Raw genomic sequence first — 26,204 nt, forward strand, 5'->3', positions numbered from 1 at the left:
GCTCAAGGTAATAAGCGTGGCGTGTTCCCATCGTCAAGGACTCGCAGCGAAAGACCCCACCGCTCTTGGAGTAAATACAACCGGGTCAGTCAGAGGTAGAGACCGAATCTTTGTTCGCTCATCCTAATCAATCCAGTCGTTATTATTGACGAAGGCGGCTGAAATCTGACAAGCGTAATTTAACACTGCGTATTACACAAGAAAAGAACTGGCGCTCCGGACGAAAAACTTGCTGTCATCTCCAAAATAATCAGTGTGCACGACTTAGTGTATTGCGACGATATATTATAAATTGTTGATGATACGGTCGGAGCAATGGTTGAGCCACTACTTCAAAATGAAAATTCGGAGTCCACTTGACCGGTGGAAAAGTTATGAAACACGCTTAGTTGACAAAATCCAGCATTATGAGATGGATTATTCATATCGGTTGAGTACTACGAGTTACCCGAAGAATTCTAGTTGGTCCAAGTCAGGCACTTCGTGACATGATCAAGTGTTCTGTACCTATTGAATGGTGAGGCCACCTAACGGAAATTCCGAACTCAAGGAAGAGACCCTATGCCAACCAATACACTCATAATATGACGACCATCTTGTTTTACCGGAGGTACCATTCGGATCGCATCAGTCAGTTGTCTCAATATTGAACGGCTCAAGATAGAGCGCAAACAACGGCTGATCCAGTTGTTCTTCACAAGAACAATAGAACTCAATAGATCCGTTATCAGCTGAGGCTCTAAACTCAGTAGCACCGCATGAAGGGCAGGTTTGTGTGTAGTCCGCTTTGTCGAAATCAAAGTCAGTGTCTCGTACAATTTTCGGAACGTTGTTCAATTCATCAGGTACCACATCATCAAGATTATTGAATTCGTCCTCAATCTGGGGGTAGATAGTGGACATCACGTCTTGCTCAGATAAATCATCATCAAAATCTAGCAGTGGGACATATACGCCCGTGTTCACTTCCCAGCGCTCTAATGCGAATGAAACCATTCGGTCCGTTCGCTGTTCAATTTGGTCAGCGCCCCACGTGGCCTCGTCAGGTTCAGGAAGTCGGTTTAGTATATTCATCGGCGACTTAGCATAGACCGATTCATACCGCTCTTCATAGGAGTCAGCGGGGTCAGTCTTATCGTCTGTTGGGTGCAATATAGCTAAGTTGCCGAATTTGCCTACGTAGTGGGCATGGTCAACATCATGACTATGGGACACATTGCTTTTATCGGTTGGTAGGAGGTACTCAATACCGCTCGTCTCATTGACGAAAGAATTGAAATCTGGAAGTGATGACCCCTCATGGCTTAACTCATATTCATAAAGGAAGTACTTGATAAGTCGCTGGTTCCGTAATCCGTTCCAACCATCCTGATTTATATTACCCTCAAAAACGTCGCTACGGCGGAGATTCTTTTCAAAGGATCTGTTGGGGCCGTAATTCCCAATAGCGTTTTCTATCTCTCGACAGACTGAAGCGAACGCGTCCCCTTTAGAAGAGAATACGTCAAAGTCATCTTTAGTTCGGTCACCGAAAATATCAGAAGCCCCGGTCACATTGTTAGTATAGTAAATTTTATGAGACAACTCCTTGAATTTTCGGCGCCGAAAGTCAGTGGATGCTCGACAGACCTGGTATGCTCGCCAACCAAAGCTATCTAATAAAACCGTGACTTGTTCGAACTCTTCGGAGAAGCCAAATTCCTGATGTAACGCGATCAAAAGTCCAACAATATTCTGTTTTGAGATGTTTCGGTGTATATTCTCAAGATTCGTCTGGATCGCCTTAGCTGTCTCATCACCTTTTGTTTCCATCCTCGAGGGGTTCATCACCTGTTGGTAAGATTCAGATGCTTGGAGGAGGCTCTCTAAGTAGCGGTCGATATATTCCCGGATTTCACCATTATCTCGTTGGAGTGGGATATGATCATCGACTGCTTTAATTCGCCGATGGAGATCATTGATATCATATTTATCATTATGCCCATACTGGATCTCCCCCGAGAACATTCGCCAATGCTCTTCAATGAATTGGGTAAGGTCTGATTCAGTCCCGACTGTCGTAATATTCCTGATTACTTTTCCGAATTGGTTGAATACATCATCAGCAAGTTGGTTGTCGCCAATGCGGTTGGCACAGTACACCAGATAACTCTTTATTTTGTCTGCTATTGTGAGCGTTCGACCTCGGTCATTAAGTGTTTCGAAAATTCGCCCAGCTTCGCTGATCGAACCAACCTTATACCGAGTCACTTCAAATCGATTATTGATGAGTCGGATCAGTGTGAGCAGATCTCGATAGTATTCTAAATCTGAGTTAGAGTTCGATCTCTTGGTTCCCAACCAGTTATCAATTGTAGACTTCGCATCTGCAAGACGTTCTTCAGACACGGTAGCACTTGAGACATCTTTTGGTGCAGTTTTATCAACTACAAGACGTTTATACATGAGACTGTCATCATTCTGTAGATCCAGTCGGCGGTGAGGTTCGCTTTCGACGTAGATATCTCGAAGCGTTTTACTCTGTTTTTCGGGTCTATCTTCAGATGGATCTAAATCCGTTAGTTCAATCTCTAAGGAATCGATAGCTTCAGAGATTGCACCCATGGTTATTGAAATCGTAGTCAGTCTCTGTTGACCATCGACAATATCGAATTCATCAAATTCATCACTACCTGCAGTTACCTTGTCAGTTTGATGGAGAACAATGGTTCCGAAATAATGGTCGTCATCGTTCCTATCGATTTTATCTTGATTGAATAAATAGTCAATATCATTTAGTAAATCTTCGACGTGTTTTTTCCTCCATGAATAATTCCTTTGATATTGTGGAATCTTGAGTATTGAACTGTTGAAAATCTCCAGTACGTTTGTTGGTTTTTGCTCAACCATGCATTGGAATGTTCAAACGATAGTAAAAAACCATTGGATCGACCACCCAACTAATGAAAACCTGTCACTTTTGGTTTGCCTGCTTTAGGACTGAATATGAGATCTCAAGACATCTCGAAATTGATTCAGACACTTCATCGATCTCTTGCCGAGTTAGATTTGTTTTCACTCCGTGAGCAGACCGATTTCCTAATTTTCTAAGGTTGTCAATGTCGTTTAAATAACCTTCTATCGCGTCAGTCTTGTCTAACTGGGGATCCATCCCACGTAGTGGTTCCAGATTCTCTCCTAATTGCGACAGGTTCGGGCCGAAATTCACAGGATTTCCATCCTTGGTAAGAAATGGATCCATATCATCATAGACAGAGGTCGTGATCTGCCAAGTTATGTCCTCGAACAACCGTCTGATGAGGACTGCAACACTGGTATAATACCCTAATCGATAACAGGCGTTTATCTCATTGAGTAGCATGAGATAATTTTCATGGTTTTCAATGTGCTGTTTATAGACCTTTTTCCGAATCTCTGGCGAGACACAAGATAGGTCATCTGCGCCGCTCTTATCGCCGTAATCTAGCAGACCGATACATCTCTCAAGTCCCTTTATTGTCGTCCTATAAGTACTATCATTTGGCTGTTCTACAATCCCCTGATCGTCCAAGCTCTTGAGTATTCCCGCGGTATCGATCTCATTATTGGCTTCACGGACGAGATCTCGAATAGTTAGTGCTGGTACACCGCTGTCCTCCATCAGGTCCTGATGACAAAATACTGCGAGCAGGACAATCTCAGAGTGCTCTATAACTGACAGTTCCGAGACATCATCTGAAAATGACTCTTTTGATATATTCCGTACCATAGTACTCACTCATGAATACAAGCGGTAAATCAATTTTCTAATCATACTGTCTTCAACTAAGAGGTTTGGAAATGTGAGGCTGTACAAAATGTAGAAATCATCACACTCTACATCAATACCGAGTGGTCGCAAGTTACTCAGGACATACAGCCCAGTCCGTTAGTAAATTTGGGCTCGGTCGGCTATTTTCAGTAGAGACATCATCTACAAAACCAGACCTGCCAAATCGCCCTACTATAGCAGACAGAAACTCAACCAAAAACGGCGGTCACAGCGATTATCATCACGCCTAAGCAGAATGTGGGCATGACTCGCGAAGCTGATCTAGACCACTTCTACGACCTCCTGACGGACCTCGAAGCGGCCGTCGACGGGATGCAGTACCTGCGGGACTGCGACGGCTACATGGACTGGCCCGACCGGGGCGTCTACTTCTATTTCTTCCCGCAGGGACACACACCGACGGCCAGCTTCGGCTCACCCGGGTCGGTACCCACGCCGTCTCCAGCGGGAGTGGCACCTCACTCTGGGACCGGCTGCGAACCCACCGCGGCATCAACAGCGGCACGTTCGCAGGCGCCGGCAATCATCGCGGGTCGGTCTTCCGCAAGCGGGTCGGCGAGGCGATGCGTGAACGCGACGACCTCCACGATGTGTATCCGGAGTGGGGCGAGGGCAGCAGCGCCGAGCGTGAGATCCGGCTCAAAGAGACCGGACTCGAACGTCGGGTGACCGAGTACATCGGCGACCTCCCCTTCCTCTGGTTGGACGTCGACGACGAACCCAGCCCTGAGAGTGATCGGGCCTACATCGAACGCAATGCGCTCGCCTTGGTGAGCAACTACCGGACAGATCCGATCGATCAACGCGCCGGTGACTGGCTGGGTATGCACTCGCCCGTCCCTGCGATCCGTCGGTCTGGCCTGTGGAACATCAACCACGTCGACGAGTCCTACGACCCGGTGTTTCTCGACCGATTTGAGGAACGAATCGCAGAGACAGCATCGGTATAGGACGTAGCTCGGCTGCCCCAGTAGAGTGGAAGTCACGATGAATCGGAAGGGGTCTCAGATCAATGCAGACACCCGCTGTCCCCAGCCTCCGCGCGATTAGTTTGTCACCCCCGAGAGGGGTGCGGGGGGACTCGACCCTTCGCGGAGTACAATGGCACATCGCGCACTCGTCGCCTACGAACGACCGGATAGTACGTACAACCTGCACTACTCGCACATGGGCGGCCGGAATCTCCGACTCAAAGGAGCCATCACCGAAGAAACTCCCTTCGGGAGTGACGACTCGTCGGAGACGCTCCGGACGGTCCACGACCAGTTGCTCGAAGCGGACTCACACGGAGCGGCCCGTCGCATCCTCGACCGACACGACTGCCCGTCGCCGCAGATCGATATCGAACCGCGCGGGCTCGACTGGACGCTCGACGAGATCATCACTGACCTGCTGGACTACCAGCGCTACGACGCATGCTACGTCGTCGACAGCAACTACCGGGTGACCGCCTATCGCACTCACTGGTTCGGCCTGGAACACGAGAGCGACACCGTCGACGACTCGCCGACAATCGGCAACGGTGCCCTGCGAACCGTCCGGTGGCACGAGGGCGAGCCAGTCGGCGACGGCTTCGCACAGGGCGAGTTTCACGGGCTCAAAGCAACGGTCGGGGATATGCTCGATCGCGGCGTCTTCACCCACCTGGAAGCGGTCGTATACATGGCCCGGAAACTCGACGAGTGGACCACGGAGACACAGGCACTGATCGTTCGCCATCCGTATGAAGGGCGCTAAACCGGGCGGTTCTCAGCGGTTCACTCACCAATAGAGTCGTTGGGCACCCACTCGAACCGGCTCTTTGCTCGCCACCTTCGACGGAACAGTTCAGCGAAAGATATTGACAGTGCATGTACGTACATGCATACATGAGTACGACGACGATTTCGCTCACGGACGAGGCGTACGAACGGCTCAAGCAAGCGAAACAGGAGGGCGAAAGCTTCAGCGATGTCGTCCTTCGACTCACCGATTCACCGGATACCGAAGCACAGATCGCCGAGTTAGCGGGCGGACTGGAAACGGAAGGCGCCGAGGCGGTCAAGGACTCCTCGAGTGAGGTCAGCGAATCATTCGATATGGAGTCGGGCACCCACGAGTGAACCCCCTGAAAAACGAATCCCGAAACTTCCCTGGATTGTTCTCCGAGGTCTGTTTGAGGATGACCGAGTAGTGGAGCTCCGGCCATTTTATTGCCCCCGAGAGGGGTGCGGGGGAACCAGACCCCTCGCGGAGTACCAATGGGACATCGCGCACTCATCGCGTACGAACGACCGGACAGCACGTACAACTGCCACTACTCACACTGGGGCGCCCAGAACCTCAGACTCAAACCGACCATCACGAACGAGACACCGTTCGCCGGGGACGAACCAAACGAGGTACTTCGGACCGTCCATCGGCAACTTCGCCAGGCCACGACCGACCGCGGCGTCGCCCGCGTCCTCGACGCCCACGACCTGCCTACGAGACAAGTCGATATCGAACCGTGGACCATCCGCCTCACTGTCGACGAGATCATCGACGAGCATCTCGACTTCCTGCACTACGAGGCGTTCTACGTCGTCGATAGTGACTGCCGAGTCACGGCGTATCGCACGCACTGGTTTGGCCTGCAGTACGACTGCGAGGTGATCGACGAGGCACCGACGGTCGGCAACGGCGCGCTCCGGACCGTCCGGTGGTACGAGGGTGAACCCGTCGGCGACGGCTTCGCACAGGGGGAGTTCCGCGGGCTCAAGGCGACGGTCGGCGACATGCTCGACCGAGGCGCGTTCACCTGGGCAGAGGCCATCGAGTACATGGCGCAGCAACTCGACGCGTGGGTCGACGATACGGAGGAACTGATCGTCCGCAAGCCACAGCTCATCGAGTAGTCAGGTAACCGTCTCGTAAGCCGAATCGTCGAGCATCGAGCGATACGCGTGGTCGATATCTCGGCCGGAAAGATGGACGTAGCGGCCCGGCACTGACGACCCACGCACCCAGCCAAACCACTCGCACATCTGCGCTTCAGTCAAGTGATTCGCTAAGACCGTGGCACGACTGTGGCGGAAGTGATGCGGGTTCACCGGTTTGTCGATAGCGGCCTTCTCCCGCGCACATTCCAAGATCTTCAACCGGATATACTGATAGCTGATCTGCTCGCTCACATCCCCCTGGACCGTATCGACTTTGCACCAGAGGTAGGCATCAGATCGGAGGTTTGGGTGTTCGGCGAGCCACGTTTCAATCGAGGGGCGAGATTCGACGAGAAGGAGTCGGCGGGATCCCGTCTTCCCGCTCACGATGACGTGGCCACCATGCTGGGATAGCTCGATATCACCGATTGTGAGGTCGATCAGCTCGCCGATACGGGCGCCAGTTTCCCAGAGCACGGCGATCAACGCTCGATCGCGGTTGTTGGTACAACTGTCGAGCATCGCCTGCACGTCCACAGCTGTGAGGAGGCTCTGTGGCAGGATCCTGCGAGAATAGTTTGGTCCGCGGTGAATCCACGCTGTCTCTGGTGGGTCCTCGCCATCGTTGAGCCACTTCCAGAACTGTTTGATGATCTGCTTGTAATCCGCGACAGTCGCTTTGGAGGTCCCTCGTGTGTAGAGCCACGCGACCAGATCTTCGATATCCGTTTTCTCTAGGTCTTCGAACGACGTCGTGCCGATATGATCGACGATGATCCGGAGGTGAGCAGTCACCTTCTGCTGCTGGGCGGGACTAATGTCCCGAAGCACCATGTCTCGGTGATACGCCGCCAATCGTTCCTTGTTCGATCGGTGGATATCTGCGGTCGCAAAATGCTCCATGTTCCGCTCGACTTGCCCCTCGTAATCCATGGTTGGCATGCCCTATGCTACGACTGAACAGGGGATAACTCCGATTCGAGGCATTCACGCTGTTTAGTCACTGTTGTTCGTCATTCGCCGCTATTTCAGGTCGAGACGCTGGACATCGGATGATCCGATACCGGCTATTGCGCACAGTAGCGCTCTTCGAGCAGTCAAGCTATGGTCTGTCTCGAGGGCTGGTCTATTACTCTCTGCGGGCGCAGGGGCAACGTGGCCATCACTTGCTGACTCTCGTTGGTACCGACAGCCGCTCCCATCGTGGTTCGACCTACGCAGCCGACCCCTCCCAAACACTCTTTCCGGAGTCGCTGCACACTGTATCCACGACTGACACATGCCGCCCACCCCCCATCGAGCCGACGGCGACCTCGTCCGTGACCTGCGTTCGGTCACGATGGTCCTCGAAGACGCACAGTTGGCTCGCCTGTACACGTATCTCGCTCGCGATGGCGATGCGACCGTCCAGAACGTGATGGCCGACCTCGATTTCACACGAAGTACAGCCTACAGCTATGTCGACCGACTCGTCGACGCCGGCGTCGTCGCGGTCACCGACGACAGGCTGCCGAAGCGATACAGCGCCCGGGAGGTCGATCTCACCGTCTCGACGAGCGCCGGCGACCGCGCCTACACGATTACGCCGGCGCTGATCGACGCGGTCGGCCGTCGCGAGACCGACGATACCATCGACGCGTACGTCGACAACCACGGCGTCGCTGGCCTGGCGACGGCGCTGTCGCACGCCGTCGCCCGTGAACGCGAAGAGGTGACCCACCAGCAGCTGGCCGACGCGCTCGAAATCCCACGATCGACTGCGGAGACGATCCTTCAAGCGCTTGCCCCGGTCGTCGACGACCACGACGGTATCGAGGCGATGGACCCGTCGCTCGGTGCAGCAGCTGTCGAGGACTCTCCTGCGAGTGGCGAATAGCGGCGACCCGGATGATTGTCGTCCCACACGATGAGCGGTGGGACAGGGCTGGACACCCAACAGTCCACTGCCTCGGAGCGGCACCGTGCAATTTGAATCGATCGGGCCACGGTATGTTTCCGCGACGGGGCCAAGTGGTCACTGTCTCATCCATCGCCTGGTGAGTGTGACTGCAGTTCCACTCGAAATCCGGTGTCTCGCAACGGTCGGGTTTGCTCCCCCTGAGAGGGGTTCGGGGGGCACCAGACTCGCCTTGCGCTGACTCCGATGGTGACGACAGACCCCCCCAGCGGACGTTCGACGAACAGTACGGCCGATCGGTCCCAACGGTTGGCCATTCAGAACACACCGAGGAGACCTGAGCATATTCCGACGAATGACCACTGCTGGCCCAGGCAAGAGATACGTCGGTACACCTAATACATTCAACGACAAGAAAATACATATGCCCATCGACATCGAGACGTTCGAATCTTCATCGGAGGATCGCCTCCAGCATAGCGAGGAGACGAACGCCGACCGGGTGATGCAGTTCCTCGCCGCCAATCCCAATCAGGCATTCACACAGAGCGAGGTTCGCGATGCGACCGACGTGAAAGCCGGCAGCATTAGCGTCGTCCTCTCGCGGCTCGAAGACCGCGGACTCGTCCGTCACAAAGGCACCTACTGGGCGATCGGAGAAGCCGACGAGGTGGCCGCCTACACGAGTGTGGCCGAGAGTACGCGAGCCGCAAACGACCGCTTCGGTGAAGAGGATATGGACGAGTGGCTTGAACACGCCGTCGACGACGAGAACCCCGAATGAGCTACCAGCGAGGCGACGTCGTCTGGGGGCCAGATCCGTTCAAGTCGGACGAAAATCCGCGTCCGTGGTTGATCCTGAACAACGACAGCCACCCGTTCGGCAACGAGGAGTACATGACGGTCACGCTGACGACGACGCCCCACGACGAGGGCATCCCGCTCGACGACGCTGACTGGGTTGAAGGCGGGATGCCACGACGAAGCTACGCTTCGCCGTGGGCAGTCGCGTCGCCGAAACACACCGCGATCGTTCGACGGCAAGGCAGACTCAGTGAATCGTTCGTCACCACTGTCGTCGGTGCCCTGGAGACCTATCTCGAATCACCGACTGAAGCCTGATCGCTCGTTCTGAGTCCGGTGCAGCGACGACGTGTGGTCTAGCAACAGCGAACCGCTGCTGCGATCAGGCGAATGGATTCTCGTTGCTGGTGTGTCTCGAGTCCACCGGTGACGGCCTGTCGCGTCGGTCGTCGCGAGTCACCAGAACTCCAGTGTCTCGCCACGGTCGGGTTTGTTCCCCCCGAGAGGGGTGCGGGGGGCAACAGACTGGCCTCGCGCTGACTTCCGATGGCGACGAGAGAACCCTACCAGCAGACGTTTGACGAACAGACCGACGGATCGATCTCAGCCGACGACTGCCCGGAATGCGACGGCCGACTCCGGACAGACGGTGGTGAAACCTGCTGTACTGACTGCGGCCTCGTGGTCGAGGCCTGCCGCGTCGACCGACGTGGACCGCGGACCTTCGACGAGGACGACACCGACCGGCGACGGACGGGCGCACCGCTCACCGAAGCGCGCCATGACCGGGGCCTATCGACGAAGATCGGGTACGCGACCGACGGCAACGGCAACCAACTCTCGGGGCGGAAACAGCGCCAGCTCGCCCGGTTGCGTCGCGAGCATACCCGCGCGAAGTGGCAGTCCAAAGCCGAACGCAACCTCGCCCACGGCTGTACGGAGATCGCCCGCATCGTCGGCGCGCTCGGCCTCGACCACGACGACCGCGAGCAGGCGAGTTCGCTGTTCCGGAGCGCCCAGCAGGCTGACCTGCTCCGTGGTCGCTCCATCGAGGCGTTCGCCGCGGCGACCGTCTACGCGGTCTGTCGGTGTACCGAGGCAACGCGAACGCTCGGCGAGGTGGCGTCGGTCGCCCAGTGCGCCCGGCGGAAGGTCACCAACGCCTACGACGTACTCAACGACGACCTCGGTCTCCCCGCGCCACCGCAGCGACCGCGATCGTTCATCCCGGCGCTCGCCTCGGCGATGGGCGTCCCAGCCGAAACCGAGTCCCACGCTCGCGCGCTGACCGAGCGGGCGTGGGCGGCCAGCGAGAGCCTCGGCACCCACCCGGCGGGGTTCGCAGCGGGCGCGCTCGCCGTCGCCTGTCGGGATCACGGGGTCGACATCGTCCAACTGGATCTCGCCGGTGCGGCGGACGTCTCACCCGTCACGGTTCGCACCCATCGTGACACCATTGAGGCCGACCGCGACGGGTGGGAGCGATGATCCGGCGCTGGATCAGCGCGCGACTGCTGGGCGGCCGACCCGAGCGCATCCACGAGTGTCGCCGCTGTGGCAGCACCGTCGACGCCGGGTGTGAGCGCTGTCCGACCTGTGGGCACGGGGGTATCGCAACCTACGAGATCGGATAGCCACTCCACGCCGTGTTTGTCGGCGCCCCGGAGGGGCGGGGCGCTCAACAGGGCGCTCCGATACGATGCACCCGCTGGAACACCTCGACTTCCCGACCCGCGTCGCAAAGCGCGCCCAGTACGAAGCCTTCGAGTTCACGCTCACCGACGGTGGCGTCGTCGTCCGCAACGGGAGCCATCCAGACCCGAGCGAGCACGAGTATCGCGTCAGTGTCGCCGACGGCGTGCCGATGGCCTGCGAGTGCCCGGCCGACGAGCGCTACGAGGGCGCCTGCAAGCACCGCGTCGCCGTCGCGATCCGGCGGCCGATCCTAGACGCCGTCGCGGCCACTGACAGACCACTCGCCGCGGACGGCGGCTCGGTCACGTCGTCGACGACCTGCTCGGCGTCACCGAACGAGGACGCCCGCTCCGAGGACGAGGCCGAGCCTCCCACCGATGCCGACGAGTGTGCTGAATGCTTCGACGAGTTCCCGTGCTGGGAGTGTGTCCGTACTGGTCGGAAAGAACTCCCTCGCTGAGTATCTGATACGACCTCCTTCGGTATCGACAGCGACTGCAGCGTGACCGCTCTCGATCCCCTGCTGTTGATGGCAAAACTGCAATCATTATTCCCCAAAGTGTATTTAGATAATAAGTTTTTTGTGACAATAGCGCCGACCGTCCGACTGTCTATCGCCCTCTACCGCCTCTCCGGGGGGAAAGGCGGACAACGAGTGGCGATGCTCGAACAATGTACGACGCAGCCGATACTGACAAGCAGGGGGAACCGAGCGATACGGACGATCGGAACTGCTGGGGGCGTGTCACGAAACTCGCACTTGTCGCCGGCGCGCTCGCACTCCTCGCGGTCGAGCCGGTGAGCGCCCAGTCCACCGGGTCGGCCTTTTGCGACACGGACATGGCGGACACGATCCGAAATCTCTTCACGCTGATTCAGTTCGGCGGCCCGCTCGTCGGCGGCCTCGTGGCGCTGGGTGCGACCGTCACCATCCCGCTCATTCGGCGTGCGGACACGAAGAAGGAACTGAAATCGATGCGGGTCCAGGGAGTCCTGTGGGGCGTCATCGTCGCGCCGCTCGCGACGACGATCCTGCAGTTCCTACTCACGTCCGTCGTGGCGGGTGGGTCCAGTTGCAGCTTCTGATCCGCACGCTGGGCGTCGGGGCGGCGGTCGCCGCGGTTGTCGCCGTGAGTGCCCTCCTGGCGACTCAGTCGGTCGCCCGTCCAGCCGAGACGATGTTCACACCCAACAGCACCGACCACCACGACACCGATCCTGCGCTGTGGTCACGGGACCGCGATTCGGTGACCCACTCCGCGCTTCGCAACCGGAGCGAGTCGGCCGCTCGGTCGCTCGCGGCGACGACCGACGTCCCGTTCAACCGGCCACCCGAGGCGGTCGAAGCGTGGAACCGAGAGCAACTCCCGGAGTTCCCGACGACCGGGGTCGAAACGTCGGTGTATCCCGCGGCCGCAAACACGACCGACGGGCGGATCGTCCGCGATGCCTACGTCGAGATCTTCACGGTCCAGCCGTCGACGCGGGTCCGGCTCACGCCCGAGCGACAGCCGCGATACGTCGCCAAGCAGGGCCGGGTATTCGCGACGCTCGATTACCGGATCCCCGTGCCGTCGGACTCCGACGGTCGTGACGAGGAGATCACCTGGTCGCTGGTCAACCACTCCGTGACGACCACAGAACTCCTCGTCGACGGGGCCCGCGAAGCCAACTCCGGTGGCAGTCACACCCATCGGTTGTCCTACGACCTCAGCGACGACCGCGGGGCGACCAATACGCTGTCTGTGGAAGCGAATGTCTCAGCGACGCTCACGCGGACCCACAGCTGGTGTTCAAATCGGACCGTCGTCAACCGCACTGCGGGCGGTGACGTGACGACGAGGTGTGTCTCGTGGCAGTCCAATACGACGAGATACGAGGAGACGCTGACCGTCACCGACTCGGTCGACGTGAAGGCGCACTCGCTGTTGGCTGGTGGCGTCTACGCGCGCTATCCCGACGGCGATCTGGGCCTTATGATCGTCAAGACTGGCCCCTGGCTCGGCTACCGGTTACAGGCGGGCCGTGTCAGCGGTGTCTGGCGTTTCTATTCGGCTCGCGATCCGGGCTGGGACAGACTGGTCACGGCGACAGCCGAAGGCTCGAACGTCTCCCACTCGCCGCTGCACCCGTTAGAAGTATCGGCCTATCCCATCAAGACCGGGCCGACCGTCGCACCGGCTGAGACGGTCTCGCTACTCGAGGTCAAGGGACGGCAACAGCGCCCACCGAGGCTACCGTCAACCGTCAATCTAGACGTGCTCGAACAGCCGTATACGGCCAGCTACCGGCTCGCGACACGCTTCGAGACGCCCGACGCGACGTTGGATGACGTGAGGATTTCCGGGCTGGTTCGGGGCACCGAGTGGGAGCTCGACCCGCAGTATTTCACCGAGGTCACCATCCACCGCAGTAATCTCACGCTGACCGTCTTGAACACGACGGACCAGACGACGACCGTTCGTGTCACCCTCCGGGACGCGGAGATGGGGACGCCGATCCGAACCACGGACACCGAGGGCTACGTCCGCCTCGCGGGTGAGCGCGTCGAGACCGACCACGACGGGACGGTCACGACGACCATCGCCCGACCGGCCGGCGCGATCACGGCTCGCTTCGAGCCGTGGGACTGGTGGCTGCGGCCGAACTCCTACGTCGGCGATTCGGATTCCGCCAGCGTGCAGGGGACGGCGCTCACCCTCGTTCGACACCTGTACCGGGCCGGTGTCCCGGTCGGGTTATTTCTGCTGGCGGTGTTTCTCATCGACCGGGTCACGGGGATGCCCGTGTGGCCACCCTGGAGGGGACTATGACGGGCGAACGGCGATCGCGACGGCGGTTTCTGCAGCGCACGCTCGCGCTCACAGCTGCGGGTGTCGCGGGCTGTTCGAGTCTTGGACCCGGTGGTGGTGTCGGCGGGACCTCTCCCATTCAGGAAACGTCTGGTTCCGGCGCTTCACTCGTGGTTGAACTCTCAGAGGGCCACTCGGTAACGAAACTCAATTTGGTCGGTCCATCCGGGAGCCTCTTCCGGTCCACTTCGGTCGCGACGGGAACGACGACAGCCGAGATCGACCTCTTCAACTACAGCCAGGGATGGCACTATACCCCTGGTGAGCATTCGCTCGTGGCAATTTCCGACGAGGAGGAAGTCGCATCAAAGACGATTCCGTTGGAACCTGATCTGGAGATCACCAATGTCGAACCGTACACGGGCGGGCGGCCGACACCGTCGAACAGAGCTAATCTCCTCGTTTCGGTCGAAAACACAGGTACAGGCCCGACCTGGGTCTATTACGTTGGGTATGAGAATGCACTAGATCGGGATGCAAATCACATCCCAACAAATGATTACGCTAAGACAGTCCCACTACAGAACCTAGAAAAGCCAGAGGCCAAGAATGACGTAATCTTGGAGCCAGGGGAGTCTTCGGAACTGCGGGGGACTGACTCACCATTCCTCCTCACCGAAGGGTACCATTGTAACAATCAAAAAGTACAGCTATCGGTTCTCGTCCTGTCAGGAATCGGTACGAATGTTAGAGAACGCCTGAGTGCCACCCTGGCAGGTGAAGAATTTAGCGCTAACTTTGCGAGCACCTGTAGCGACATCTCAATTGCTCTCTTAGAGGATTCATCTGAGAAGAATGACTAAGCGCTTGGGTTGGGTTACCGGGATTACCCTCTGTATTGCATCTCAGTGCCTAATCGGTACTGTTCAAGCCCAGAGCGGAGGTGGCGATGGTGGTGGTGGTGCTCTTGGAGAGACGATCGTCTGGGCTATCAAAGAAGCTCTACGAGTTCTGTTTAGCCCAATTAGAGACCTTATCGAAACGTATGGAAATGACGTAATATCGATTATTATCGGCACACCACATCCGAATTCGGTATTCAATGCGCCGTCAAATAGCTCTTGGCCAGACATTTATGTGTACTATTTTGAACAAATCATTCCCCTCTCGCTATTGTTATGGTCTCTTTCCATCGGACTGGTAATCATTCTTGAATCAACGAGCTATCTCTTCAGCGGCTATCATAAGACTAAGCTCAAGAGACGCTCGCTCGCTGGATTGTTAGGGATTCTCTCTTGGTGGTGGATGGATGCGCTTGCGCGCCAGTTCACTAACGAACTAGCAATTTTTGTCGCCCCCGAACTTTCCCAGATTTCTTTCTTCAAAGCTATCTCATTTAGTTCAATTGGCGCCCTCACAACCGCGATCACACTCTCTGTCGATTTCTTTCTCCTATGCCTGGTGATTGCGATCTATTTCATACGAATTGTCATATTGTATCTTTTCACGCTGCTGATGCCAGTCATAATTGCCCTTTGGATTCCTGGTGTCGGTCCATTCTCTCTCGTTTCGAAGTTCATGAAACGACTGTCTGGATTTTATGTTCCATTTCTATTCATGCCTGTCCCAGTTGCATTCCTATTTCGACTGGCACAGATTCTCGGGCAAAATTTTGGATTTTCAACACAAGGGTTGACAACTTGGCTCGCTGCCCTCGTCATCCCAATCGTCGCGATCGTCTCGCCGTTCGTTCTCTTCTGGCAGGCTGGGTCGATCTTCTTCATGGCACAGAGTGCGTCCCACCACGCCTCATCGAGGCGCGCACGATCACGACTCGGGAGTACACGGAATCTCGGCGAGTCGGCGGTCCATCGCAGCCGGAACTTTGTCCGGGGCACACGGGGCAAAGCCGCGATCAAGCCGGATGGGCAAGCCGTGTTCAGCTCGGGGTCCTCTCGTGCCCACGCCGCGGGCTCCCGTCTCAATGACACTGGGTCGCGACTCCGGGGAGCACTCCAGCGATACTCGAATACGGATACCCGCGTAGACGACGCTTCGACGGGCAGATCGACAGACGCGGCCGGCGACACTGCAGCCGATGACGATGCGTCCAAACAGTCGGATGCGGCCGACACAGGCGGTCGCGACGACGAGTTCGATGCACTTCGCGACCCGGCCCGCACAGGTGACCGATCGACCGACGACGAGCAGCGCGGCGCAATCGACGACGAGCCACGCTACATTCGCTAACGATGCAGGACCGAAACCCCGCAAAACGCATTCCGAAATCGCTCGGTACCGGCACGAAACTACTGGGGAGCTACACGCTGACCGACCTGGCCGTGGCACTGTTCCCCGGCGTCGTGGTCGTCCTCCTCGTCCAGACCCTCGTTCCATCGGATCTGGCCATCCAGGGGTATCGGATCGACACATTCACCCTCCCGGTGGCGGGTGCGATGATCGCGGTCGGGGCGGTGTTTGTCTACCTGACGCCGGCCTACACCACCAGCGCCGATTGGGTCACATCGATGCTGGGCTTTCACGCCCAATCCAGCGAGATCGACCACGAGGCGGCCAAGGAATACACCCAGATCGAACGAGTGTACCCCGATCGCGGCGCCATCGAGCGGACTGACGGTGCAGTCTTCGGCCTCGTCCAGGTCGTCCCACCGACGATGGCGCTCGCGACCGAGGAGGAGTGGGCCCAGAAGGCCGAATCCTTTCAGGACTTCCTCAACACCACCGTCGAGTTCCCGATCCAGATCTACTCGACGACCCAACCGTTTCCCGTGGCTGAGCACCTCGCCGAGTACGAGTCACGGTTGGGTGACCCCGACGTCGAGGCCAATCCCCAGCTCGAATCGCTCATCGAGCAGTACGTCGAGTGGTACGAGCAGGAACTCGCTGAGCGACAGATGACCATCCGCGACCACTACGTCGTCGTCCCGGTCACACCTGCTGAGGTCCGCTTCGAGCAGGCCAGTCTCGCCGAGCAATTGGCCGACCTCCCCGTCCTCGGCCTCTTCGTGCGCGAACTGTTCGCACCGCGGGCAGCCGTCGAACGCGAGGCGTTGATCGACGAACTCGACGACCGACTCGACCGCGTCCGAACAGGTCTTCGCGGCATCGATGGGTGTACGGCCCATCGGATCGACGCCACCGAGGCCACGTCGATCGTCGGCGAGTACTGGAGCGACGAATCGCAGGAGTACGGAAATCTCGACCAGGTGCTTCGCACACGCGGGATGGTCGGGGGGCCGGACCGATGATCGAGACACTCCTGTCGGTGATTCCGACGCGGAACGACGAATCCACCGAGGCCGACGACACGGACGGTCAAGCCACGGGCGACGACGAGACTGCGGCCGGGGATCGCGGCACCGCAGCACCAGACACGGAGCGGGTCAGTGTCGAGTACGACCCGTCGAAGGGCACCGGGCCCGAGATTCCCGAGATACCCGACATTCACCAGACGGTCGTCACGCCGTCGAGTATCGAGCCCGAACCCAACGCCGTTCGAACCGGCGACCAGTGGGCGCGAACCCTGTGGGTCGGCGAGTATCCCGACCGCCCGCGGGACGGACTGTTCGAGACGCTGTACTCGACGGCGGCCACACGACGGACGGACATCAGCCTCCACATCTCGCCGCGGGAGACGAACGCCACGCTGGACACGCTCGAAAACACGATCGAGGATCTGGAGGCCGACCGGGAGTATCTCGAAGAGAAACGCAAGGCCGGCGCCCGCGGGGTCGAGAAGGACCTCCAGGATTACCAGGCGCTGTACGACGCCCTGCGGAACACGTCGATGCAGGCGTTCGACGTGTCGATGTACCTCGCCGTCCAGGGTGACTCGCCCGACGACCTGAACACCGATAGCGTCACGAACACGGCCCGCCAATCTCCGACGAATCTCACGCCAGTCACGCCGCGGTGGGCACAACTGGAGTCGTTCGTCTCGGCCAGCCCGGTCGGCGTCGACAAACTCAACGAATCGCTCGATACGACGACGCCGATGCTCGCTGGCGCCGTCGGCGCGATGTTCCCCTTTGTCGCTGGCGCATTCGCCGAACCGGGTATCGAGTATGGCACCTACGCGCTCAACGAGAGCCCGCTCATTCTCGACCGCTTCGAGCGCGAGACGGGCTACTGCGCGATGGTCATCGGACAACTCGGCGCCGGGAAGTCCTTCTCGACGAAACTGCAGTTGCTCCGGCGGGCGATGTACGACCAGGATACGGTCCTCATCATGCTCGACCCACTGAGCGGGTTCGCCGGTGTGAACGACGCGCTCGGCGGCGAGCGGGTCACCGTCGGTGGCACCCGCGGGCTGAACCCGCTCGAACTTCGGGCGACCCCCGAGGCGGTACTCCGGGACGTCCCCGATCTGGATCCGTGGGCCGAGCAGCTGTCGTGGGTGCTCACCTTCTTCGAGACCTTTTTCGAACACGTCGCCGCGAACCCGCTCGGCGACCGCAAACAGACGCTCCGGCGGGCGATACAGGAGGCCTACGAACGCCGGGGGATCACGAAGGACCCGTCGACGCACGACCGGGAGTCGCCGACGGTTCAGGACGTGATCGCCGTCCTCGAAGATCTGCTCGAATCCCCCGCGGAGTTCGGCTACGCGACCGAGGGCGAACAGGAGAAAGTCCGGAACGACGCCCAAACGCTGCTGACCGATCTCCGACCCTCGTTCCGCGAGGGTGGTGACCTCGACAACCTCGCCGAGCGGACGAGCTTCGACCTAGAGTCGCCGGTGCTGTACCTCGACCTCCATCAGGAGGAGGGCGCAACCGGCCGCTCGGAGACGAGCCTGATGATGCAGGTACTATTCAACGCCGTCTACGAGCGCGCGAAGGGCACGGACAAACGGGTCGTCTTCGCCATCGACGAGGCCCACTACCTGCTGAACGACGCCACGTCGCTGGAGTTCCTCGAGACCGCGGTGCGACACAGTCGCCACTACGACCTGTCGCTGCAGTTCATCACCCAGACCGGCGGCGAGTTCGCACTGACGCCCGAGGCGAAGACCATCGCCGATCTCTGTTCGCTCACGCTGATCCATCGGGTGCAAGAGGAGACCGACAAACTGGTCGAGTGGTTCGGGCTGAGCGACCGGGAAGTGAACTGGATTCGGACCGCGAAGGCAGGCAACGACGAGGACGGATTCTCCGAAGCGCTGCTCGGGATCGACGAGGAGGGGTGGTTCCCGTTTCGGGTGCGGGCGAGCGAGTTCGAAGCCGCACAGACCGACGTGGGCGAGTGACTGCCACCTCCGGCGACCGGACGTGATCTCCTACACCCGGTCGCTGCAGCTGCGAAACGATACCCCGACACAAGACTATTCCAGCTGACCCACGTACAGGGGTGCGTGACTCGGCGTCGATCGGTTTGCATCGGTCTCCTCGCAGTACTCGTCGTTCTCTCGGGCTGTGTCGGGCTGACCCAGTCCGATGCCGGCCCCGCAGACTCATCGGCGCTCGAAACCAGTAGTGACCGACCGACGCAGACCCAATCGGCCGCTCCGATCCAAACGACGACACCGAACGGGACACTCGAGGTCCACTTCATCAACGTCGGCCAATCAGTGAGTACGCTGATTGTCGGCCCGACGAACGAGACGATGCTGATCGACTCCGGCGATTTCAGGACTGACGGTGAATACGTCCTCCAGTATCTCAAACGCCACAATATCAGCCGGCTCGACCATTTCGTCGTTACCCACGCCGACGCGGACCACATCGGCGGAAACGCGGCAGTCATCGACTACTACGAGACCGAGGCCGACGGCATCGGCGCCATCTACGACCCCGGGATCGCGGCGAGTACCCAGACGTACGAAGCGTATCTGGATGCCGTCGAACAGCACAACGTCACGCTCTACGAGACGCGGGCCGGGGACCCGCTCCCGTTCGAGGGCGTCTCGGTCGACGTACTCGGACCCCCAGAGCCGTATCTCGACAATCGCGACCGCAACGAGAACAGTATCGTACTCGCGCTCACCTTCGGGGAGACTCGGTTCCTGTTCACGGGCGACGCCGAAGCTGACCAGGAGCAGTACCTCGTCGACACCTACAACGCGACACTCCGGGCGACGATACTGAAAGCGGGTCACCACGGAAGTCGCAGCAGCACCGGCGGGGCGCTGCTCGATGCTGTCGGGCCGAAGGCGGTCGTCATCTCCAGCGCGAACGATTCCCAGTACGGCCACCCACACGAGGAAGTCCTCCAGCGCCTCGCTGACCGCTCTATCCCAGCTTACTGGACGGCGACACATGGAAACATCGTCCTCGCAAGTGACGGCCAGCAGGTTACTGTTGAGACACAGCAGGCGGCGCGGACAGACCCACTATCCATTCGCGATGGGACGCCGATCGAACCGGGGGCAACGGATCCAGTCGCGCCCCGAGCGACCATCAACGGCAGCAGTAACTCGACCCAACAGACCCCCGTCGTGACTGACGGCGGGACCGAGACGGTTGGCGGTACTGGGACGCTCGTCCTCGAAGATGTCAATGCGGACGCCGCGGGTGACGACAGAGCGAACCTCAACGACGAATACGTCGTCTTCCGGAACGCCGGTGACGCCTCGCTTGATCTGAGCGGATGGGCTATCGCGGATGCTGCCGATCACACCTATACGGTTCCCGACGGCGTCACACTGGCAGCGAATGCGAGTGTGACACTGCACACCGGCAGTGGGACGGATACCGACAGTGATCTCTACTGGGGAGCTGGATCTCCGATCTGGAACAATGGCGGTGATACGGTCATCGTCACGACTGCGGACGGCGACGAAGTCCTCAGGGAGTCGTATTCATGATCCCGGATGGCACCTACACGGCAGTGGTTGACCGTATCGAAGACTCGCTGGCAACCCTCGAAGTGGATGGTGAGGATGAACTGTATGAACTCACCGTCGACGAGCGCGACCTTCCGGGCCCAGCGGGACATGCCGATGCGATTCTGGAGATTGCGCTCGTCGACGGGACACTCGTTGGGGTGGACTACGACAGACAAGCCACAGAAGAGCGCAACAGGCAGGCACAGGACCGATTCGACCAGCTTTCACAACGGCCACCGCGCGACGATGATGCAGACGATTCCCGGTAGCGTACGTTACCTCTAATTGAGGTCCCGACGACACAGCACGAGATGTGTCGGGTGAGAATGATATCGATTAATGGAAACGTGAGTACTGTCTGATTCCTGTATGCGATGGCTGGATACACTCTTTCGCCCTGTCGAACCATATACGGATGCTCTCTCCGCTAAAACCCACGGTGTTGTTGCCGTTGTCTCGTTTTGCACCTTTGTTGGGGTGATTGCTATGGGGTTCGTTCCGGTGACTCGCCGGATCGAGATGTCCGGTTATTCTACTGCAGATTTGCAGGCTGCGACGAGCCGAGCGGAGGTGGACACGATATTGCAAGCCTTCGAGCCAGTCATGCGATCTGTGATGCTTCTCTCGGTCCTCGATTACATCTTCATCGTGGCAGGATTCTTCTTGTTTTTCTCGGTTCATTCAATCTCCCTGAAAATGCTGTCAGTCCATGACAGGCTAGTCCTGATACCGAAGATTGGAATGGGCTTGACGGTCATCTCTCGACTTCTCGATTCTCTGGAGAACCTTTGGGTCATCCTCATCTACACGAATCCCGAGGACTACGCGACCATCCTGATTGGCCTCATGAACAGTTCTGAATCCTTGAAGTGGATGGTCGTTGGAGTCGAATATCCGATGTTCGGCATCGCCATCGCGCTTGCACTGCTGACACGGTTTACCTCACTGTTTGACGGTCGCTCAGAGAGCTCATAGTGGGCAATATTGAAACATCCAATTCATGAGGGTTCTAATAGCTTTGCTGACTCGATGGGGACGTTGCTACGCCAAGAGAGCGTGAACCGAGATCGGGCGCAAGAGACCGACCCTCATCCCGGCCACAGAGCACGTGCAGGACCGTATCATCTCGAAGCTCGACGAGGTGGTCGGGTCAGAGTGACGCGATCTAGACGAATTCCTCCAACCGCTGACCGGCACCCCGTTCTCAAAAGTCCGCGTCAGTATCGATTAGCCTGTATTCTTGACCGAGGCGAGTCGGCGTGGAAGTCCACCGCATCGAACATCGGAACAGGGCCTACACTGCTGACGACGACTGACGAGACCCGATCTGCAATCGCTAAACAGCGCGGGTATTAAACAGAATCTTTGAAACAGCGTACCGAAATTCCGGCGAAGCCATCATTCACCGAAGCCCGACCGCTACTAGTAGTTCTTCGGTGTGATGCCCGCACACTGAGAAAGGGACATTCGTGGAGACGGCGTTCATCAGCGTCGTCTTCCCGACGCCGGCCGGACCGCAGAACAGCCCCACGCCGTGGTGTTCGTACAGTTACCAGAGCATCGCGACCAGCTCGGTCGGGAGGCTCTCCCGTTCGAGCAGGTCGACAGGCGTCATCACGTTAGGCACCTGCTTGCGGATGGAGATGTGCGGGCCGTCCTCGCTGACGGTCGGGAGCGCGACCCAGGAGCAACTCTCGCCCTGAGATTCAAGTAGGAGAACGGGACCACCCAGCCCTGGATCGATGGCTTGAATCCGGATCGACGCCCACGGTTGTGTTTTTCGCGCCGACGAAGGGCGCCGGCGCTCCTATGAGGTGTTCCGGTAACCGGAAGTGAGTAGCAACGATGAAACGGACAAATACGTTCGAAGCAATTCCCCAGACAGAATCGGACCGAGAGCTACTGCTGCGATTCCTCGATGCATCCGCTGCGTGCTGGAACGAAGTGAATTACCGACGTCGACAGCGATTCTTCGAGGGTGAGGATGTCTGGGAAGTCGATGGTGTCTATGACGACTACGTGGGCGTGCTGGGTGGTGCAACAGCCCAGGCGATGATCAAGCGCAACGAGAGCGCATGGCAGTCGTTCTTCGCACTGCTAGACGACCCATCCGAAGATCCATCCCCACCGGGCTACTGGGGTAACGAGGAAGACGGTCGAACGCTCCAGACGTACGTCCGGAACGACGCATACGATATCCAGTGGGGTGAGCGGTCGCGACTCGACATCCGGGTCGGACAGGACCTCAAGGAGGAGTTCGAGATGGGATACTACGAGCGGCTTCGGCTCGACGTTCGTGGAAATCCTCACTGGGACGGGAAGTCGGGCCGGCTCACGATCGAATACGACGATATCGACGACACCTTCCGGGTTTACCAGCCCGTCACGGTGGCAGTGGATCCGGGATCGGAGTCGGCTGGTGATGAGATCGCAGCGCTTGACCTCGGTGTCAACACCCTGGTAGCGTGCTCGACGACAACTGGGCGACGGTATCTGTACCACGGCCGCGATCTGTTTGAACGGTTCCGCGAGACGACCGAGGAAATCGCTCGACTCAGGAACCAACTCGAAGATGGTCAAAACACCAGCCGTCGCATCAGGCGGCTCTACCGAACGCGGTCCAGGCGCCGTGATCACGCGGTCGACGCCTGCGTTCGTGACCTCGTCGAACGGTTGTCCGACTGCGGTATTCGGACAGTAGTCGTCGGTGACCTTTCAGCGGATTTCCCGGTGACGGGCAGTAGCCGCGCCAACGAAATGGTGCATAACTTCTGGAGCTATGGTGAATTGACAGACCAACTTAGGAACGTCTGCGAGGAACAGGGGATCACAGTCGAGTCACGGTCAGAGGCGGGGACCTCTCAGCAGTGTCCTGACTGCGGACAGGCAGAGAGAACGTGCCGTCACCAGTCGACGCTGACCTGTGCCTGTGGATTCGAGGGACATGCTGACCTCGTCGCGTCTCGAAACTTGCTGACCCGGCGTATCGACAACCGAACGATAGCCAGGCCGATGGCACGGCCCGTGCGGTTCCAGTGGGACAATCACGAGTGGCGTTCGACCACAGACGCCTCGCAAAGCCCAACGAATAGCGCACGAACCCGTAAGATGTCGCTGTAGTTGTGGCACTACCAGCGGATGCTCGCTGTGGAGCGAGTGGATGTCAATTCGTCATGAACGAGTCGGTTTCGAGTGAAACTAGAGCTACACTGAATCGCGAACCGCTCCTCGAAACCATGGAATGTGCCAATTTGATGGTTGAATCATTCGAATAGTTCAGATCGATACGGAACCGATTTCGTATTCGATACCACGGTCCGAATTTTTTATTGTCGATAAATAGTCTCCTAGCGGATATGTGCTGGCCGCCGATCGGGCTATGTCGTGCCCTTGCAATTCCGTTCCTCTGGGTGACAAGTGTATTACTTTCCACGGCAATATATGTGCTAGCTGATGATAGCGAACAGCGGTCGGAGGCCAAGATGGCGCTGCTCATCTGTGGGATTGGCCTTCCGGTGATGACGCTCCTTGCGCTCGCTGACCTGTTTCCTGGACCGTTTGACCCGCTCGTACTCTCGTTGTTCGACGGTATCGGATATATTGGACTGTTCTTTCTTGGGCCATTAATGCTATCTGGGCTCCTCGTGGGGCTAGGTATCATCACCGCGTCGTTGACACAGGAACTGATCGGCGAGTATGCTTGATCCGTTGCTCATTCCGGTTGACTGGGTAGTCGATTACGAACCGGCATGGCTCGGACCGGCGGTCTTACTCCTCGGCGCCGTTCTACTCGCCGTCTCGTATGTGCGACACAACGAGGGGGAGACGCTCGGAATCGGCGTGATCGTCTTCGCGGCGTCACTGGCGGCACTTCCGTGGGCGTTTCAGAACCAGACGCTCGTCGTAGCTGTCCTGTCGCTGACCGGCAGTTGGTTCCAGGGAGTCGGCACGGTCAGAGCCTATCTGAAGATCCGCTACTATGCCGGCCGTGCCAGAGCGGCCCTCCGGAGTCTCCCGGCCAAACTCGTAGCATTGGTCCGGTCAGGTCCACAGACGGGATCGAGCGGCGGTGGGTCGCTTCCCGCTGTGGACACGGTTGGGTGGTGGCTACTCTTTCAACTGCTCGGACTACTGGCACTGCTCATGAGCGTCTGGATCGGATTTGGGCTTACGCTGTTCGGACCCCTCACGATCCCGTCGTTGACGACCGATATCGTCATCACGTGGACGCTGGTGACCGCATTCGGTGGCGTATTGGGACTCGGTTGGCGCTTCTGGAGTGTTCGAGAGTCGTTCCCGGGTGCCGCACTTCTGGGCGTGATCTGTCTCGCGGTTGGCGCCGAACTCTCGAACGTGCGTGCACTTGAGACGGAGATTCTGCTCTTTTTCGCCGCAAAGGCGGCATACGCACTAGGATTCCTCGGTGCCGTCGCAGTCCTCACGCTCTCAACTACCGATCAGGCGACGCAGACAGATACCCACGGGGGGATCTCTGGTGACTGACCTCTCCATCGATTCGATCCGCCAGGTGTTCTTCGACCGGCTCCAGATCTTCGTCCGGGCATTTGAGCGGGGGCTGGCGCAGGATCGGTCGTCGATCGACGGCGCACTCCGCCTTTTGACCCGCCCGACACAGTTCCCACAGAATCCGACCGAACCGGGACTGTGGAAGTACGGACTCCAGTATCGACCCGTCGCCCTCGGGCTTCTCTTCACGAGCGGTGCGCTTGCGGCTGCCATGACGCTCGCGGCGTGTCAGGAACTACGGGCGTTTCGTCGACAGAACCCGGAGGCTGATCTCGAACCGATGGACTGGATGGGGTTGACGAGCGCGTTACTGCAGAACGGGACACAGCTCCGGAGCGGCCATTCCCTGTTCGGCGGTGCGTTCGGGATCGGATTTGGGGCAATCGTTCTTGGGCTCGGGCAGTATTACCTCATGCTTACGGAGCCGGGCATTCGAAATGCATTTCGAGCGGTCACGGTCGACATCTTTGTGTCTGTAATCCTGATGCTCCCGTTGACGGCGTTGCTCATGCCTTTCGTCGGTGCACCGGTGGCGTACTGTTATATTTGTTATCGGGCGCTCGTCGCATTCCGCGCCTGAATTGATAACGAGTATGTAGATTTACAGCTATCTGTCGGAGGTAGATTCTTGGGTTGCAACTGAGGTGTTTCCTGAACTTCGGGACTGCGGGCAGCGGATGGTGACGACGACCCCCGGTGCGACTTCGGTCTGGGAGCGCACGTCCGGCGCGTACCACGCCTCGGGGTCGTCGGGCGGCAGCGGCGGCGGGACCGCACGGCCGTCGTCCGTCGCGGGCTCGGGCGTTCACGCCGCCGGAGTCGGGTCGCTGCCGTCCGTTCGGCGCTCGTCGATCTCGTCAAGGAGGTCGTCGATCTCGGGGCGGTCGAAGGTGGACCGGCCGCTGTACGTGTAGACGACCTCGGGGTCGTC

26 protein-coding genes and 2 pseudogenes are annotated in these 26,204 nt (G+C 58.5%); 24 read left to right on the forward strand and 4 right to left on the reverse strand.

What is annotated here, in order from left to right:
• Window positions 1-627: 627 nt before the first annotated feature.
• Window positions 628-2,889, reverse strand: coding sequence for a GmrSD restriction endonuclease domain-containing protein (locus C475_RS22610; RefSeq protein ID WP_006885592.1), 2,262 nt, complete (start codon window positions 2,887-2,889; stop codon window positions 628-630).
• 64 nt (window positions 2,890-2,953) lie between these two features.
• Entirely contained in the window at window positions 2,954-3,748 is a 795-nt protein-coding gene (locus C475_RS23505; RefSeq protein ID WP_152436544.1) for a hypothetical protein, read from the reverse strand.
• A 626-nt stretch (window positions 3,749-4,374) separates the two neighbouring features.
• Here C475_RS23505 and C475_RS25020 point away from each other — a divergent pair.
• The 4 genes from C475_RS25020 (at window position 4,375) to C475_RS19385 (ending at window position 6,687) form a co-directional block, all read left to right on the forward strand.
• Window positions 4,375-4,761 (forward strand): hypothetical protein, encoded by a 387-nt coding sequence (locus tag C475_RS25020; protein WP_006885593.1) that lies wholly within the window; start codon window positions 4,375-4,377, stop codon window positions 4,759-4,761.
• Window positions 4,762-4,912: 151 nt separating this feature from the next.
• Window positions 4,913-5,548: a DUF6735 family protein gene (locus C475_RS19375; RefSeq protein ID WP_006885594.1), complete on the forward strand. Its 636-nt coding sequence runs from the start codon at window positions 4,913-4,915 to the stop codon at window positions 5,546-5,548.
• Window positions 5,549-5,679: 131 nt separating this feature from the next.
• Window positions 5,680-5,913 carry an antitoxin VapB family protein gene (locus C475_RS19380; protein ID WP_006885595.1) on the forward strand — a complete coding sequence of 78 codons (234 nt, stop codon included), beginning with the start codon at window positions 5,680-5,682 and terminating at the stop codon, window positions 5,911-5,913.
• A 138-nt stretch (window positions 5,914-6,051) separates the two neighbouring features.
• Window positions 6,052-6,687 (forward strand): DUF6735 family protein, encoded by a 636-nt coding sequence (locus C475_RS19385; protein WP_006885596.1) that lies wholly within the window; start codon window positions 6,052-6,054, stop codon window positions 6,685-6,687.
• Here C475_RS19385 and C475_RS19390 read toward each other — a convergent pair whose 3' ends face one another.
• Window positions 6,688-7,653: a tyrosine-type recombinase/integrase gene (locus tag C475_RS19390; RefSeq protein ID WP_006885597.1), complete on the reverse strand. Its 966-nt coding sequence runs from the start codon at window positions 7,651-7,653 to the stop codon at window positions 6,688-6,690.
• Between the two features lie 337 nt (window positions 7,654-7,990).
• Here C475_RS19390 and C475_RS19395 point away from each other — a divergent pair, with 337 nt between their 5' ends.
• From C475_RS19395 to C475_RS25380, 16 genes and pseudogenes are all read left to right on the forward strand, one after another.
• Window positions 7,991-8,587 (forward strand): DUF7437 domain-containing protein, encoded by a 597-nt coding sequence (locus C475_RS19395; protein ID WP_006885598.1) that lies wholly within the window; start codon window positions 7,991-7,993, stop codon window positions 8,585-8,587.
• A 445-nt stretch (window positions 8,588-9,032) separates the two neighbouring features.
• Complete coding sequence (locus C475_RS19400) at window positions 9,033-9,392, forward strand: MarR family transcriptional regulator (RefSeq protein ID WP_006885599.1); 360 nt, start codon at window positions 9,033-9,035, stop codon at window positions 9,390-9,392.
• Window positions 9,389-9,730 carry a type II toxin-antitoxin system PemK/MazF family toxin gene (locus C475_RS19405; protein WP_006885600.1) on the forward strand — a complete coding sequence of 114 codons (342 nt, stop codon included), beginning with the start codon at window positions 9,389-9,391 and terminating at the stop codon, window positions 9,728-9,730. Before C475_RS19400 ends, C475_RS19405 begins: the two co-directional genes overlap by 4 nt.
• Before the next feature lie 228 nt (window positions 9,731-9,958).
• Complete coding sequence (locus tag C475_RS19410; RefSeq protein ID WP_006885601.1) at window positions 9,959-10,900, forward strand: transcription initiation factor IIB; 942 nt, start codon at window positions 9,959-9,961, stop codon at window positions 10,898-10,900.
• A complete protein-coding gene (locus C475_RS24510) occupies window positions 10,897-11,046 on the forward strand; it encodes a hypothetical protein (protein ID WP_006885602.1) in 150 nt (49 codons plus the stop codon). The genes C475_RS19410 and C475_RS24510 overlap by 4 nt, the downstream gene beginning before the upstream one ends.
• Before the next feature lie 65 nt (window positions 11,047-11,111).
• Window positions 11,112-11,567: an SWIM zinc finger family protein gene (locus C475_RS19415; protein WP_006885603.1), complete on the forward strand. Its 456-nt coding sequence runs from the start codon at window positions 11,112-11,114 to the stop codon at window positions 11,565-11,567.
• A 212-nt stretch (window positions 11,568-11,779) separates the two neighbouring features.
• On the forward strand, window positions 11,780-12,193 hold the full coding sequence (locus tag C475_RS19420) for a hypothetical protein (RefSeq protein ID WP_006885604.1): 414 nt from the start codon (window positions 11,780-11,782) through the stop codon (window positions 12,191-12,193).
• Window positions 12,181-13,920: a hypothetical protein gene (locus C475_RS19425; protein WP_006885605.1), complete on the forward strand. Its 1,740-nt coding sequence runs from the start codon at window positions 12,181-12,183 to the stop codon at window positions 13,918-13,920. Before C475_RS19420 ends, C475_RS19425 begins: the two co-directional genes overlap by 13 nt.
• Entirely contained in the window at window positions 13,917-14,762 is an 846-nt protein-coding gene (locus tag C475_RS23510) for a hypothetical protein (protein WP_006885606.1), read from the forward strand. Before C475_RS19425 ends, C475_RS23510 begins: the two co-directional genes overlap by 4 nt.
• Window positions 14,755-16,149, forward strand: coding sequence for a hypothetical protein (locus C475_RS19430; protein ID WP_235728489.1), 1,395 nt, complete (start codon window positions 14,755-14,757; stop codon window positions 16,147-16,149). The genes C475_RS23510 and C475_RS19430 overlap by 8 nt, the downstream gene beginning before the upstream one ends.
• A gap of 2 nt (window positions 16,150-16,151) precedes the next feature.
• Complete coding sequence (locus C475_RS19435) at window positions 16,152-17,168, forward strand: hypothetical protein (RefSeq protein ID WP_006885608.1); 1,017 nt, start codon at window positions 16,152-16,154, stop codon at window positions 17,166-17,168.
• Window positions 17,165-19,168 carry a VirB4 family type IV secretion system protein gene (locus tag C475_RS19440; RefSeq protein ID WP_006885609.1) on the forward strand — a complete coding sequence of 668 codons (2,004 nt, stop codon included), beginning with the start codon at window positions 17,165-17,167 and terminating at the stop codon, window positions 19,166-19,168. Before C475_RS19435 ends, C475_RS19440 begins: the two co-directional genes overlap by 4 nt.
• A gap of 105 nt (window positions 19,169-19,273) precedes the next feature.
• Complete coding sequence (locus tag C475_RS19445; RefSeq protein ID WP_049931027.1) at window positions 19,274-20,725, forward strand: lamin tail domain-containing protein; 1,452 nt, start codon at window positions 19,274-19,276, stop codon at window positions 20,723-20,725.
• Window positions 20,722-21,015, forward strand: coding sequence for a DUF3006 domain-containing protein (locus C475_RS19450; RefSeq protein WP_006885611.1), 294 nt, complete (start codon window positions 20,722-20,724; stop codon window positions 21,013-21,015). The genes C475_RS19445 and C475_RS19450 overlap by 4 nt, the downstream gene beginning before the upstream one ends.
• A gap of 100 nt (window positions 21,016-21,115) precedes the next feature.
• Entirely contained in the window at window positions 21,116-21,721 is a 606-nt protein-coding gene (locus C475_RS19455) for a hypothetical protein (protein WP_049931029.1), read from the forward strand.
• A gap of 130 nt (window positions 21,722-21,851) precedes the next feature.
• Window positions 21,852-22,062, forward strand: a pseudogene (locus C475_RS25380) (type II toxin-antitoxin system RelE family toxin); the annotation flags it as partial.
• Between the two features lie 140 nt (window positions 22,063-22,202).
• Here C475_RS25380 and C475_RS25025 read toward each other — a convergent pair.
• A pseudogene (locus tag C475_RS25025) lies at window positions 22,203-22,427 on the reverse strand (ATPase, T2SS/T4P/T4SS family); the annotation flags it as partial.
• Window positions 22,428-22,591: 164 nt separating this feature from the next.
• On the opposite strand from C475_RS25025, the gene C475_RS19465 reads away from it, so the two are divergent.
• The 4 genes from C475_RS19465 to C475_RS19480 all read left to right on the forward strand — a co-directional run bounded on the left by C475_RS19465 (window position 22,592) and on the right by C475_RS19480 (window position 25,853).
• A complete protein-coding gene (locus C475_RS19465) occupies window positions 22,592-23,866 on the forward strand; it encodes an IS200/IS605 family transposase (protein WP_049931033.1) in 1,275 nt (424 codons plus the stop codon).
• A gap of 362 nt (window positions 23,867-24,228) precedes the next feature.
• Window positions 24,229-24,450 (forward strand): hypothetical protein, encoded by a 222-nt coding sequence (locus C475_RS19470; RefSeq protein ID WP_049931035.1) that lies wholly within the window; start codon window positions 24,229-24,231, stop codon window positions 24,448-24,450.
• Window positions 24,443-25,249 (forward strand): hypothetical protein, encoded by an 807-nt coding sequence (locus tag C475_RS19475; RefSeq protein ID WP_006885615.1) that lies wholly within the window; start codon window positions 24,443-24,445, stop codon window positions 25,247-25,249. Before C475_RS19470 ends, C475_RS19475 begins: the two co-directional genes overlap by 8 nt.
• Window positions 25,242-25,853 carry a hypothetical protein gene (locus C475_RS19480; RefSeq protein ID WP_006885616.1) on the forward strand — a complete coding sequence of 204 codons (612 nt, stop codon included), beginning with the start codon at window positions 25,242-25,244 and terminating at the stop codon, window positions 25,851-25,853. Before C475_RS19475 ends, C475_RS19480 begins: the two co-directional genes overlap by 8 nt.
• Window positions 25,854-26,204 lie beyond the last annotated feature (351 nt).

This window comes from Halosimplex carlsbadense 2-9-1, assembly GCF_000337455.1.
Lineage (GTDB): Archaea > Halobacteriota > Halobacteria > Halobacteriales > Haloarculaceae > Halosimplex > Halosimplex carlsbadense.

Excerpts from the sequence above, each read along its gene's own strand:
- C475_RS19405 (WP_006885600.1), top strand. The coding sequence starts at position 9,389 with ATGAGCTACCAGCGAGGCGACGTCGTCTGGGGGCCAGATCCGTTCAAG.
- C475_RS22610 (WP_006885592.1), bottom strand. The coding sequence starts at position 2,889 with ATGGTTGAGCAAAAACCAACAAACGTACTGGAGATTTTCAACAGTTCA.
- C475_RS19455 (WP_049931029.1), top strand. The coding sequence starts at position 21,116 with ATGCGATGGCTGGATACACTCTTTCGCCCTGTCGAACCATATACGGAT.
- C475_RS19395 (WP_006885598.1), top strand. The coding sequence starts at position 7,991 with ATGCCGCCCACCCCCCATCGAGCCGACGGCGACCTCGTCCGTGACCTG.
- C475_RS24510 (WP_006885602.1), top strand. The coding sequence starts at position 10,897 with ATGATCCGGCGCTGGATCAGCGCGCGACTGCTGGGCGGCCGACCCGAG.
- C475_RS25020 (WP_006885593.1), top strand. The coding sequence starts at position 4,375 with ATGCGTGAACGCGACGACCTCCACGATGTGTATCCGGAGTGGGGCGAG.
- C475_RS19465 (WP_049931033.1), top strand. The coding sequence starts at position 22,592 with ATGAAACGGACAAATACGTTCGAAGCAATTCCCCAGACAGAATCGGAC.
- C475_RS19415 (WP_006885603.1), top strand. The coding sequence starts at position 11,112 with ATGCACCCGCTGGAACACCTCGACTTCCCGACCCGCGTCGCAAAGCGC.
- C475_RS19435 (WP_006885608.1), top strand. The coding sequence starts at position 16,152 with ATGCAGGACCGAAACCCCGCAAAACGCATTCCGAAATCGCTCGGTACC.
- C475_RS19475 (WP_006885615.1), top strand. The coding sequence starts at position 24,443 with ATGCTTGATCCGTTGCTCATTCCGGTTGACTGGGTAGTCGATTACGAA.
- C475_RS19430 (WP_235728489.1), top strand. The coding sequence starts at position 14,755 with ATGACTAAGCGCTTGGGTTGGGTTACCGGGATTACCCTCTGTATTGCA.
- C475_RS19470 (WP_049931035.1), top strand. The coding sequence starts at position 24,229 with ATGGCGCTGCTCATCTGTGGGATTGGCCTTCCGGTGATGACGCTCCTT.
- C475_RS19375 (WP_006885594.1), top strand. The coding sequence starts at position 4,913 with ATGGCACATCGCGCACTCGTCGCCTACGAACGACCGGATAGTACGTAC.
- C475_RS19450 (WP_006885611.1), top strand. The coding sequence starts at position 20,722 with ATGATCCCGGATGGCACCTACACGGCAGTGGTTGACCGTATCGAAGAC.
- C475_RS19420 (WP_006885604.1), top strand. The coding sequence starts at position 11,780 with ATGTACGACGCAGCCGATACTGACAAGCAGGGGGAACCGAGCGATACG.
- C475_RS19385 (WP_006885596.1), top strand. The coding sequence starts at position 6,052 with ATGGGACATCGCGCACTCATCGCGTACGAACGACCGGACAGCACGTAC.
- C475_RS19380 (WP_006885595.1), top strand. The coding sequence starts at position 5,680 with ATGAGTACGACGACGATTTCGCTCACGGACGAGGCGTACGAACGGCTC.
- C475_RS23505 (WP_152436544.1), bottom strand. The coding sequence starts at position 3,748 with ATGGTACGGAATATATCAAAAGAGTCATTTTCAGATGATGTCTCGGAA.
- C475_RS19400 (WP_006885599.1), top strand. The coding sequence starts at position 9,033 with ATGCCCATCGACATCGAGACGTTCGAATCTTCATCGGAGGATCGCCTC.
- C475_RS19410 (WP_006885601.1), top strand. The coding sequence starts at position 9,959 with ATGGCGACGAGAGAACCCTACCAGCAGACGTTTGACGAACAGACCGAC.
- C475_RS19390 (WP_006885597.1), bottom strand. The coding sequence starts at position 7,653 with ATGCCAACCATGGATTACGAGGGGCAAGTCGAGCGGAACATGGAGCAT.
- C475_RS23510 (WP_006885606.1), top strand. The coding sequence starts at position 13,917 with ATGACGGGCGAACGGCGATCGCGACGGCGGTTTCTGCAGCGCACGCTC.
- C475_RS19440 (WP_006885609.1), top strand. The coding sequence starts at position 17,165 with ATGATCGAGACACTCCTGTCGGTGATTCCGACGCGGAACGACGAATCC.